The sequence below is a fragment of the Streptomyces sp. NPDC060209 genome (assembly GCF_042728155.1).
In the GTDB taxonomy this organism is placed as follows: domain Bacteria; phylum Actinomycetota; class Actinomycetes; order Streptomycetales; family Streptomycetaceae; genus Streptomyces.
In genome coordinates this window covers 1-11,608 of the sequence record NZ_JBHWZS010000272.1, presented here as the reverse complement: position 1 = coordinate 11,608, position 11,608 = coordinate 1, and the positions used below count along the sequence as shown (strand labels likewise).

The 11,608-nt window shown below is 70.7% G+C and carries 8 protein-coding genes; 2 read left to right on the top strand and 6 right to left on the bottom strand.

Going from position 1 to position 11,608, the window contains the following annotated elements; all coding sequences use genetic code 11:
• Positions 1-25: 25 nt before the first annotated feature.
• The 5 genes from ffh to ACFWFI_RS34155 form a co-directional block, all read right to left on the bottom strand.
• Entirely contained in the window at positions 26-1,573 is a 1,548-nt protein-coding gene (ffh, locus tag ACFWFI_RS34175) for a signal recognition particle protein (protein ID WP_387398015.1), read from the bottom strand.
• Between the two features lie 121 nt (positions 1,574-1,694).
• A complete protein-coding gene (locus ACFWFI_RS34170) occupies positions 1,695-4,145 on the bottom strand; it encodes a [protein-PII] uridylyltransferase (RefSeq protein ID WP_387398014.1) in 2,451 nt (816 codons plus the stop codon).
• 32 nt (positions 4,146-4,177) lie between these two features.
• On the bottom strand, positions 4,178-4,516 hold the full coding sequence (locus tag ACFWFI_RS34165) for a P-II family nitrogen regulator (RefSeq protein ID WP_033304048.1): 339 nt from the start codon (positions 4,514-4,516) through the stop codon (positions 4,178-4,180).
• On the bottom strand, positions 4,513-5,862 hold the full coding sequence (locus ACFWFI_RS34160) for an ammonium transporter (RefSeq protein ID WP_387398011.1): 1,350 nt from the start codon (positions 5,860-5,862) through the stop codon (positions 4,513-4,515). Before ACFWFI_RS34160 ends, ACFWFI_RS34165 begins: the two co-directional genes overlap by 4 nt.
• Positions 5,863-6,201: 339 nt before the next feature.
• Positions 6,202-7,677, bottom strand: coding sequence for a transcriptional repressor NsdA (locus ACFWFI_RS34155; protein ID WP_387398008.1), 1,476 nt, complete (start codon positions 7,675-7,677; stop codon positions 6,202-6,204).
• Positions 7,678-8,108: 431 nt separating this feature from the next.
• Between ACFWFI_RS34155 and ACFWFI_RS34150 the strand changes: the two genes are divergently transcribed.
• Complete coding sequence (locus tag ACFWFI_RS34150; RefSeq protein ID WP_387398006.1) at positions 8,109-8,756, top strand: bifunctional DNA primase/polymerase; 648 nt, start codon at positions 8,109-8,111, stop codon at positions 8,754-8,756.
• 65 nt (positions 8,757-8,821) lie between these two features.
• Here ACFWFI_RS34150 and ftsY read toward each other — a convergent pair whose 3' ends face one another.
• Positions 8,822-10,030, bottom strand: coding sequence for a signal recognition particle-docking protein FtsY (gene ftsY / locus ACFWFI_RS34145; protein ID WP_387398003.1), 1,209 nt, complete (start codon positions 10,028-10,030; stop codon positions 8,822-8,824).
• A gap of 110 nt (positions 10,031-10,140) precedes the next feature.
• Here ftsY and ACFWFI_RS34140 point away from each other — a divergent pair, with 110 nt between their 5' ends.
• Positions 10,141-11,532: a purine-cytosine permease family protein gene (locus ACFWFI_RS34140; protein ID WP_387398001.1), complete on the top strand. Its 1,392-nt coding sequence runs from the start codon at positions 10,141-10,143 to the stop codon at positions 11,530-11,532.
• Positions 11,533-11,608 lie beyond the last annotated feature (76 nt).

The following is an 11,608-nucleotide window of genomic DNA, read 5'->3' as shown; positions in this document are numbered from 1 at the left end:
CCCCTTCGTCCGTGCACCGGGCCGGTCAGCCCATGAACTTCTTGAACTCGTCCGGCAGCTCGAAGTTCTTGTCCTCCTGGGCGGGCAGGTTGAACGCGCCGCCCTGCGCCGCCTGCTCGCGGCGGGCGGCCTCGGCCTGCTCCTCGGCCTTGCGCTTCATCGGGTTGCCGCTCTTGCGCTTGCCCTTGGCCTGCTTGACCTGCTTCTTCTGACGGCCGGGGCCGCCACCCATGCCCGGCATCCCCGGCATCCCGGGCATGCCGCCGCCCTGAGCCATCTTCGACATCATCTTGCGGGCCTCGAAGAAGCGCTCCACGAGGTTCTTCACCGCGGAGACCTCGACACCGGAACCCTTGGCGATGCGGGCCCGGCGCGAACCGTTGATGATCGTCGGCTCGGAGCGTTCCTTCGGGGTCATCGACTTGATGATCGCGGCCGTGCGGTCCACGTCGCGCTCGTCGATGTTGTTGATCTGGTCCTTCATCTGCCCCATGCCGGGCAGCATCCCGAGCAGCTTGGAGATGGAGCCCATCTTCCTGACCTGCTCCATCTGCGCCAGGAAGTCGTCGAGCGTGAAGTCCTTGCCCTTGCTCGACGCCAGCTTGGAGGCCATTTTGGCGGCCTCTTCCTGGCTGAAGGTCTTCTCCGCCTGCTCGATCAGGGTGAGCAGGTCACCCATGTCGAGGATGCGGGACGCCATGCGGTCGGGGTGGAAGGCGTCGAAGTCCTCGAGCTTCTCACCGTTCGACGCGAACATGATCTGCTTGCCCGTGACGTGGGCGATCGACAGGGCGGCACCACCGCGGGCGTCACCGTCGAGCTTGGAGAGCACCACGCCGTCGAAGCCGACGCCGTCACGGAAGGCCTCGGCGGTGTTGACCGCGTCCTGGCCGATCATCGCGTCGACGACGAAGAGGATCTCGTCGGGGCTGACGGCGTCGCGGATGTCCGCGGCCTGCCGCATGAGCTCCTCGTCGATGCCGAGGCGGCCGGCGGTGTCGACGATGACGATGTCGTGGACCTTGGTCTTGGCGAACTCGATGGAGTCCTTCGCGACCTTGACCGGGTCGCCCACGCCGTTGCCCGGCTCCGGCGCATACACCGCGACACCGGCGCGGTCGGCCACGACGCTCAGCTGGTTGACGGCGTTGGGGCGCTGGAGGTCACAGGCGACCAGCAGCGGGGAGTGGCCCTGGGACTTGAGCCAGAGGCCGAGCTTTCCGGCGAGGGTGGTCTTACCGGCACCCTGCAGACCCGCGAGCATGATCACGGTGGGCGGGTTCTTGGCGAACCGCAGCCGCCGGGTCTCGCCACCGAGGATGCCGACGAGCTCCTCGTTGACGATCTTGACGACCTGCTGGGCGGGGTTCAGCGCCTGGGAGACCTCGACGCCGCGCGCCCGCTCCTTGATGTTGGCGATGAACGCGCGGACTACGGGGAGGGCGACATCGGCCTCGAGCAGGGCGATACGGATCTCGCGAGCCGTGGCGTCGATGTCCGCCTCGGACAAGCGGCCCTTGCCCCTGAGGTTTTTGAAAGTCGCGCTAAGGCGGTCGGAGAGAGTATCGAACACGGCGCTCGTCGGTCCTCAGGGTCGGGGGCGTGGCAGGTCAGTCGCTCTCCAGGGTATCCGGACCCCGGAGAACGCAAAGCCCTCGGCCGTTTCTCGTGACGAACGGGCCCGGGGCAGGGGGTCAGCCCAGCTCCTTCTCGACCTCCCCGGCCACCTCCGCGGCCCGCTCCGGAGCCAGTGGTTCACCGTCGAGGTCCGTGACGTAGAAGGCGTCCACGGCGTTCGCTCCGAGCGTGGAGACATGGGCACTGCGCACCCTCACCGCGCTCTGCTCCAGCGCCCTGCCGATCCGGTGCAGCAGCCCGGGGGCGTCCTGGGCGCGGACCTCGATGACCGTGGCCAGGCGGGAGCCCGCCGCCGCGACGCTCACCCTGGGGGGCGGGGCCTTCACTCCGCGCCGCCGTGGATAGGCAGCCTCGCGTTCTGCGAGCCTGGCCCGGATGTCCAGGGAGCCGTCCAGGGCGCGTACGAGGTCGGTGCGCAGCCGTGCGGCCTGCGGGAGCGAGCCGTACTCGGCCGCGACCCGCCAGCTGAGAACCAGCAGTCCGGCCGCTTCACCCAGCTCGGTGGGGAGCTCGACGGCACGCAGGTCGGCGGCGCGCACGGTGAGGCGGTGCAGGGCGAGGACCCCGGCCGCCGCGGGCAGGACTCCGGGGCGGTCGGGGAGCGCGATGAGGAGTTCGACGCCGACGGGTTCGGGTTCACCGTCCTCGGAAGCCGCTTCGGGCCGGGTGTGCAGGGACAGGACGGGCTCGCCGGTGCGCAGGGCCTCGACGGCGAGGCGTTCCTGCTCGGCGCTGGGCGCGAGCGGCTCCGGTGCGGGGGGTTCTTCGCCGGCCAGGAGCGCGGCGACGCGTTTGACCAGGTCGGCGACGAGGGAGGCCCGCCAGGAGCTCCAGGCGGCGGGGCCGGTGGCCAGTGCGTCGGCCTCCGTGAGCGCGTGCAGGAGTTCCAGGGTGGAGGCGCTGCCCACGGCCGTGGCGACGGAGCGGACGGTCGCGGGGTCGTCGAGGTCGCGCCGGGTGGCGGTGTCGATGAGCAGCAGATGGTGCCGTACGAGCGTGGCGACGACGCCCACGTCCTGCTTGTCGAAGCCGATGCGGGCGGCCATGTCGCGGGCGATGACCTCGCCCGCGACGGAGTGGTCCCCGGGCCAGCCCTTGCCGATGTCGTGGAGCAGGGCGGCGATCAGGAGGAGGTCCGGGCGGCCCACACGGCGGGTGAGGTGGGAGGCGCGGACGGCTGTTTCGACGAGGTGCCGGTCGACGGTCCAGGTGTGGACGGGGTTGCGCTGCGGCCGGCAGTGGACCCGCTCCCAGTCGGGCAGGAGGCGGGTGATGATGCCTTCCGCTTCGAGGGCTTCCCAGACGCCGACGGTGGATTCGCCGGCGCCGAGCAGCGTCACGAGCTCCTCGCGGGCCTGGGAGGGCCACGGCACGGGCAGGGGCCGGGCCGCGGTGCCCAGATGGCGTACGAGGTGACGGGAGAGCGGCAGTCCGGCCTCCGCCGCCGCTGCGGCCGCCCTGAGGGTGAGCACGGGGTCCCGTTCGGGGCGCGCTGTGCGTGCGAGGACGACTTCGCCGTCGGCCTCGACGACTCCCTCGGCGAGCGGGGTGCGTTCCGGCGCGGCCTTGGCGCCGCCGAGGATCGTCCGCAGCCGTGGCCGTACGGAGCGGGCGCGCAGGACGCGGTTGACCTCGCGCCAGGTGACGTCGGTGGCGTACGAGACGGTCCGGGCGGCCTCGTACACCTGCCGCAGCAGGGCGTCCGCGTCGAGCAGACCGAGGGCCCCGGCGACCTGGTCCTGCTCCTGCAGGGCGAGGCGGTCGGTGGCCCTGCCGGTGGTGAGATGGAGTGCGTCGCGCGCGTCGAGGAGCGTACGGCGGGCCTCCGCGAGCCCTTCGCGAGGCGCGTCCGCGACCCAGGACGCTGCCACTGCGCGCAGGGCGGTGGCGTCGCGGAGGCCGCCGCGGGCTTCCTTGAGGTCGGGTTCCAGGAGGAACTGGAGCTCGCCCATGCGTTCGGCCCGCTCCCGGCAGAGCTCGTCGAGGGCGGGGAGGCGTTTGGGGGCCTGGTTGCGCCAGTCGGCGAGGACGGCGGTCCGCAGTCCGGCGACGAGGCCGAGGTCTCCGGCGACGGGGCGCGCGTCGAGCAGTCCGAGCTGGACCTTGAGGTCCTCCCCCGCGGTCTTGCGTGCTTCGCCGGGGGTGCGTACGGAGTGGTCGAGGGCGAGGCCGAGGTCCCACACGGGGTACCAGATCCGGTCGGCGAGAGTCGCGACGGCCGCGGCGTCGGCGGTGCCGTCGTGCAGGAGCAGGAGGTCGAGGTCGCTGCGCGGGGAGAGCTCGCCGCGGCCGTACCCGCCGACGGCGACGAGCGCGGCACCGCGGACACCCGCTTCCTCGGCGGCCGCGGTGAACAGCACGGTGAGCCAGTCGTCGGTGAGCCGGGCCAGGGCGGCACGGCGCGGCGGCCCGGACTGCGTCTCCTTCTGGAGGAGGCGCAGCCGGGCCGCCGCATAGCCGCTGGGTCCCGAGTCCTCGGATTCGGTGGTCACTTCGGTGCTCGTCACCCAGCTGCCTTTCCGTTCACAGGGACCGTCGGTCAGAGTGCGTCCGGGCCGCGTTCGCCGGTCCGTACACGGATCGCGGTGTCGACGGGGACGCTCCAGACCTTGCCGTCACCGATCTTGCCCGTCCGGGCGGCCTTGACGACCACGTCGATGAGCTGTTCGGCGTCCTCGTCCTCGACGAGCACCTCGATACGGATCTTCGGGACGAGGTCGACGGTGTACTCGGCACCACGGTAGACCTCGGTGTGTCCGCGCTGACGCCCGTAGCCGCTGGCTTCCGTGACCGTGAGGCCCTGGACGCCGAAGGCCTGGAGGGCCTCCTTGATCTCGTCCAGCCTGTGCGGCTTCACGACTGCGGTGATGAGCTTCATGCGTCCACCTTCTTGTTCGGGGCTGCCGAGGTGCCCGGCGCCTGAGCCGTGGTCCGGGGGGCGGAGCCGCCGCCCGCGCCGCTGTAGTCGTACGCCGTCTCGGCGTGCTCGACCTGGTCGATGCCGGAGACCTCGTCGTCCTCGCTGACCCGCATGCCGATGGTCTTGTCGAGGATGAACGCCAGGACCGCGGAGACGACCAGGGAGTAGGCGAGGACCGCGAAGACACCGACGGCCTGCTTGCCGAGCTGGTCGAGCCCGCCGCCGTAGAAGAGGCCCTTGGCGTCGGACTGCACACCGCCGGTGGCGAAGAAGCCGACGAGGAGGGAGCCGAGGATACCGCCGACGAGGTGGACGCCGACGACGTCCAGGGAGTCGTCGTAGCCGAACTTGTACTTCAGGCCGACGGCCATGGCGCACAGGACACCGGCGATGACACCGATCGCGATGGCGCCGAGCGGGCTGACCGCACCGCCCGCGGGGGTGATGGCGACGAGGCCGGCGACGGCACCGGAGGCGGCACCGAGGGTGGTGAAGGAGCCGTGGCGGATCTTCTCGTAGGCGAGCCAGCCGAGGACCGCGGCGCCGGTGGCGACCTGCGTGTTGACGAACATGACAGCGCCGACACCGTCGTCGTTGCCGAGCCAGGAGCCCGCGTTGAAGCCGAACCAGCCGAACCACAGGAGCGCGGCACCGAGCATGACGAGCGGCAGGCTGTGCGGCCGCATCGGGTCCTTCTTGAAGCCGACCCGCTTGCCGATGACGAGGATCACGCCGAGGGCCGCCGCACCGGCGTTGATGTGGACCGCCGTACCACCGGCGAAGTCGATGACACCCAGCTCGAAGAGCCAGCCGCCGGCGCCCCAGACCCAGTGCGCGACCGGGAAGTAGACGACGGTGACCCACAGGGCGATGAACAGGGCCCAGGAGGTGAACTTGACGCGGTCGGCGAGTGCGCCGCTGATCAGGGCGGGGGTGAGGATGGCGAACATCATCTGGAAGACCGCGAAGACGTACACCGGGATGGTGTAGCCGTCCCAGAGTTCGGTGACGCCGATCCCACTGAGGCCGACGAAGTCCGAGCTCCAGCCGATGACGGAGCCGATGTCGGAGCCGAAGGCGAGGCTGAATCCGTAGAGCACCCACAGGATCGTGACGATCCCGAGGCTGATGAAGCTCATCATCAGCATGTTCAGGGTGCTCTTGACGCGGACCATGCCTCCGTAGAAGAAGGCCAGACCCGGGGTCATGAGCATCACCATCGCGGAGCAGATGAGCATGAACCCTGTGTTGGCGGCAGACAGCTCCGGGGCGTCTGCGGCAAGCGTCGTGATGCCTGGGGGCATCGGCGTCTCCTCGTCGTCGGTGCGGCCACGTGCGGGGGTGCGGGACCACGGTGAAAAGGTGCGGGCCGGTTATGCGCCATGAGATTCGCGCAGCGCGGTTTCCACGAATGCCGCACGATGTTTCACCGCAGTGACGAAGGAGCTGCGTGTGTTACGTCCCAATGAACCAGGAGTGTCGGACCCGGTGCGCTGCCTACCATGCTGCCTGCGCCGCATACGGTGCGGTTGGAACGCCCGAAGACGTGAACCGGCCACGACGGCGACCCGCTGACCTGGCAATGGGGGAGCCGGGTCGGGTGGTACGGGGGCGGCAGTCGTGGCCGGTGGCAGGAGTGCCGGTCAGACCGCTTCGGCGGTCTCCGGGAGCTGCTCGGTGAGCAGGTCGGTGAGCCTGGCGACCTCGGGAATGTCCCCGAAGTCCCTGGCAGCGGTGTCGACGGTCTTGCGGAGCCTGGTGTTGACGCGCTCCGACCTGACCTTCTTGGCGATCTTCAGGGCCCTGGTGGCGAGGACGGTCGACTCCTCCGGCTCGCGCTTGAGGAGATGCACGGTTGCCATGCCGATCAGATTGAGCGCGTACGACCTCTGGTGCTCGTCGTCCTCGCCGAAGAGCTCGACGGCACGGGCCATCACGGGCTCGGCGAGCGAGGCGTACGTGGGGCTGCGGCCCGCGACATAGGCGAGGTCACGGTAGGAGTGGGCGTTCTCGCCGTGCAGTTCGGCGTCCGAGAAGAAGCGGATCCAGTCGGGCTCGGGCTCGTCGTCGAGGACGGCGTCGGCGAAGGTGTCCTCGGCCATCCGGACCGCTCGCTTGCACTTGCTCGGCTGGCCCATATTGGCGTAAGCCCGCGCCTCCATCGCATACAGCATGGCCTGGGTCCTGGCGGTGGCGCAGTCACGGCTGCCGTACTGGGCGAGATGGATGAGTTCGAGCGCGTCGTCGGGCCGGCCGAGGTGGATCATCTGGCGGCTCATGCTGGAGAGGATGTACGAACCCAGAGGCTTGTCGCCCGCCTCCTTGGAGGCGTGCAGGGCGAGCACGAAGTACTTCTGGGCGGTGGGCTGGAGGCCGACGTCGTAGCTCATCCAGCCCGCGAGCTCGGCCAGTTCGGCCGCGCAGCGGAACAGGCGCCTCGCGGTGGCCTGGGGCTGCGGCTCCTGCAGCAGATCGGTGACTTCGTGGAGCTGTCCGACGACGGCCTTGCGGCGCAGCCCGCCGCCGCACTGGGCGTCCCACTGACGGAACATCGCCGTGGTGGATTCCAGCAGGTCCAGCTCGGGACCGGAGAGCCGCGAGGGGCGGCTCTCGGCCGTCGGGAGCTCGGGTTCCGGCTGCCCGGGGCGGGTGACGGGCACCAGCCAGCGCTGCATGGGCTCGATGAGGGTGGGGCCGGCGGCCAGGGCGAGGGAACTGCCGAGGAAGCCGCGCCGGGCGAGCATGAGGTCGCTGCGGGAGAACTCGCTGAGCAGCGCGACGGTCTGCGGGCCCGCCCAGGGCAGGTCCACCCCCGCCACCGAGGGTGCCTGGTGAGCCGTGCGCAGCCCGAGGTCCTCGACGGAGACGACGGTGCCGAAGCGCTCGGAGAAGAGCTCGGAGAGAATGCGCGGGATCGGTTCGCGGGGCTGTTCGCCGTCCAGCCAGCGGCGCACCCGGGAGGTGTCGGTGCTGATGTGGTGGGCACCCAGCTGGCGGGCCCGACGGTTCACCTGGCGGGCGAGCTCGCCCTTCGACCAGCCGCTCCGCACGAACCACGATCCCAATTGCCCGTTGGGGCGCTTTCCGGCATTCGTCTCGCCTGCGCCGCTGCCACTCACTGGAACGCCCCCATCCCGCTGAAACCTGTCGCGCGAACCTCTATCAGAATGCCGTGCCTCGGCGCTGTCCGTACGGGCCTTGCGCACCATCGAACAGATCGGCGGATTGCCCGAGGCATACTCAACTGCACATGCAATTGCAGGTTCGAGTACCCACGGTAATCCTACGATCACCGCCCCAGCGAGGGTCGTTGCAGAAACGCCACCATTCGCCACCCCTTCGGATGAACCCGTTCGGCACGGTCCGCGATTCACTTGACAGGCCGCGATCAGCAGCGAGCGGAGTGAAGCATTCAGGGGGCGCGTGGTCCACACCGCGCACCCCTGGGACGCGACCCTCGCGCGCCGGCGGATCGGCGGCGCGCGAAGTAGGTCCAGTACGGAGGACTCCGGGTCGTAACCACCGGTGAGTCGGACCCGTTGGAGGGGGCATGGGCTTCACGATCGGCGGCATCCGGGAGATGCGTTCCGGCACACGGCGCCGCGGCCGTGCGCCCGGGGCGACCGAGGTGGCCGAATACACAGGACTCTGGGGCTGGGCGGTGGCTCCGGGCGCGCGTGCCGCGGCAGGCGTCTGCTCGTGCGGCGACACCGCGTGCGCCGCGCCGGGCGCGCATCCGCTGGACTTCGCCCGGGAGGTGCCGCCGGGCGCCACCCTCGAAACGGCCGCGGACGCCTGGGCCGAGGTGCCGGGAGCCTCGATGCTGCTTCCGGTGGGCCGGACCTTCGACGTGCTCGATGTCGCCGAGGCCGCGGGACGGCGCGCCTTGGTGCGGATGGAGCGGATGGGGCTGCCGCTGGGGCCGGTCGCGGTGACGCCGACCGGCCGTACACAGTTCTTCGTCGCCCCCGGGGCCGCGGTGGGACTGCCCGGGCTGCTCTACCGGATGGGCTGGGACGACGCGGATCTGGACCTGCGGGCGCTCGGCCGTGGCGCGTACGTCACCGCTCCCCCGTCCGATCTCGGCGGGCTCGGCCCGGTCCGCTGGCTGCGTCCGCCGGAGCCGGACACGGCCGCCGCTCCCCCACAGGCACGGCTGCTGCTGGGCACCCTCGCCTACATATGCCACCGCTGGTGAACGCCGAAGGGCGGTGAACCCCTCTCGGGTCCACCGCCCTTCACACGTACGCGTGGGTGTGCCGGTCAGTCGCCGATCAGCGCGTCGACGAAGGCGCCCGGCTCGAACGGGGCCAGGTCGTCGGGCCCCTCACCGAGGCCGATGAGCTTCACGGGGACACCCAGCTCGCGCTGGACGGCGATGACGATGCCGCCCTTGGCGGTGCCGTCCAGCTTGGTCAGGACGATGCCGGTGATGTCGACCACCTCGGCGAAGACCCGCGCCTGCACGAGGCCGTTCTGTCCGGTCGTGGCGTCGAGGACGAGCAGGATCTCGTCGAGCGGCCCGTGCTTCTCCACGACCCGCTTGACCTTGCCGAGCTCGTCCATCAGGCCGGTCTTCGTGTGCAGCCGGCCCGCGGTGTCGATGAGCACCACGTCGGCGCCCTCCGCGATGCCTTCCTTCACCGCGTCGAAGGCGATCGACGCGGGGTCGCCGCCCTCGGGACCACGCACCGTGCGGGCGCCGACGCGTTCACCCCAGGTCTGGAGCTGGTCGGCGGCGGCGGCGCGGAAGGTGTCCGCGGCGCCCAGCACGACGCTGCGGCCGTCGGCGACGAGCACCCGGGCGAGCTTGCCCGTCGTGGTCGTCTTGCCGGTGCCGTTGACCCCGACGACCATCACGACGCCGGGGGTCCCGTCGCCGCCCTCGGTCTTCACCACACGGTCGAAGTCGGGGCTGAGCAGAGTGACGAGCTCTTCGCGCAGAAGGGTGCGCAGCTCGTCGGGCGTACGGGTGCCGAGGACGCGGACCCGCTCACGGAGCCGCTCCACCAGCTCCTGGGTGGGGGCGACGCCGACATCGGCGGTGAGGAGTGTGTCCTCGATCTCCTCCCAGGTGTCCTCGTCGAGGTTGTCGCGGGACAGGAGCGTGAGCAGGCCCTTGCCCAGGGAGTTCTGCGAACGGGCGAGCCGGGCGCGGAGCCGCACCAGGCGGCCGGCGGTGGGCTCGGGAACTTCGAGCTCGGGGATCTCCGGCTCGATGACGACGGGGGTTTCCTCGACGGGAGTCCCGGCGCCGGGAAGACCGACCTCCTCGATGGTGCGCCGCGCTTCGTCGCGCGGCGTCTCGGCTTCCTCGCCGACACGGGGCTCGGCGGGAGGAGTGATGGTCGGCGTGCTCGACGGCGCCGAGGGCGGCAGCTGCTTCTTCTTCTTGCGGCTGCTGACCACGAGCCCGCTGATCAGGCCGACCGCGACCAGGGCGATGACTACAGCAAGGATGACGATTTCCATAACGCGTCCAGTATCGGCCACAGCCGCGGTCCGGCGCGGTTACGGACGGCAGCGGGTGCCTACCGCATGGGCGGTATGCCACGTTTGGGGGTAAAGGTACGCTGCTGCCCGTGGAGAACCGCGGCCTGGATCCCGTCCCCGATCACGAGCGCACCGGCCGGGTCCGCACCCTCTTTCCCACCTGGGTCACAGCCAACATGACGGTGCTGCTGCTGACTGTGGGAGCCGGGCTCACCGTCTTCAACGGACTGAATTTCTGGCAGGTGCTGACCGTGGCGGTCACGGCCTCCGTGCTCTCGTACGGACTGGTCGGCCTCGTATCCATCGCGGGCAAGCGTGGCGGGGCGCCCGGCATGGCGCTGTCCAGGGCGGTTTTCGGACAGCGCGGCAACCTCTTCCCCGGAGCCCTGCTGTGGGTGGTCCGCTGGGGCTGGGAGACCGTGAACGCGGTCACCGGCTCCTACGCCCTGCTGGCCGTGCTCGATCTCGCGCTCGATGTCCGGCGTACCCACACGCTGGTCCTGGTGACCCTGACGGCCTTCGTCGCCGCAAGCTTCCTCGTGTCGGGGCTCGGGATCAGGGCACTGCGGGTGTGCTCCCGGGCCTCCGCCTGGCTGTTCGGGGGCGCGAGCCTGCTCGTCCTTGTCCATCTGATCGGCTCCACCCCGTGGCGGACCGTCCTGGAGCGGCCGCCGGGTCCGGCGGCGATGATGATCGCCGGGATCGGGACTCTCGCCGCCGGGGGCATCAGCTGGGTCCCCTCGGCACCGGACTTCGCCCGCTACCTGCCGCGCTCCGCGTCCGGCCGGGCGATGGTCGGCGCTGCCGTGGGCGGAGCGCTCGTCACCGTGCTGCCGATGGTGATGATGGGTGCGGTGATGGCGGTGAGCTCACCGCACCTGGCCGTCACGAAGGACCCCGTGGCGTTCATCGGCGAGCTGCTGCCGAGGTGGATCTCGGTGCCGTACCTCCTGACCGCCGTCGTGGGCATGGTGCTGATCAACGCGATGTCGATGTACTCCGCCGGCTTCACCGCGCAGACGCTCGGATTCGCGGTCCCCCGCACCTGGGCCGTGGGGGTGAACGCGACGATCAGCCTGCTGCTCGGCGGGATCCTGATGATGGTGGCGACGAGTTTCATCGACACCTTCCTCTCGTTCCTGACCCTGCTCGGCGTGACCTTCTCCGCCTGGATCGGGGTCTTCGGCGTGGATCTGCTCCGAGGCCGTACGTACGACTCGGCGGCCCTCATGGACACCACGTCCCGCAGCGGCTACTGGTACGCCGCCGGCTTCAGCCCTCAGGCCATGGCCGCCTGGGGTGCGGCGCTCGCGGTGGGTCTGCTGTTCACCGACGTGGAGTGGTTCAGCGGCCCGCTGGCCGGCTCCTGGGTCGGGCGCCATGGGCTGGGCTGGGCGGCCACGATCCTCGTCGCGGCGGGGCTCTACGCAGCGCTGCCGCGCCCGGCGGACGGAACTGGCGGTGCGCCCGCCCGGTTCTGACGCCGAGCCGGCGGGCGGGCCGCCCGCCGACGGACCGCCGGATACAACGCTGCCCCGGGCCGGCATGGGCCGGACC

Bases quoted from the DNA above. Each gene is read 5' to 3' on its own strand.
- ftsY (WP_387398003.1), bottom strand. From the start codon at position 10,030: ATGGAAATCGTCATCCTTGCTGTAGTCATCGCCCTGGTCGCGGTCGGC.
- ACFWFI_RS34165 (WP_033304048.1), bottom strand. From the start codon at position 4,516: ATGAAGCTCATCACCGCAGTCGTGAAGCCGCACAGGCTGGACGAGATC.
- ACFWFI_RS34150 (WP_387398006.1), top strand. From the start codon at position 8,109: ATGGGCTTCACGATCGGCGGCATCCGGGAGATGCGTTCCGGCACACGG.
- ACFWFI_RS34160 (WP_387398011.1), bottom strand. From the start codon at position 5,862: ATGCCCCCAGGCATCACGACGCTTGCCGCAGACGCCCCGGAGCTGTCT.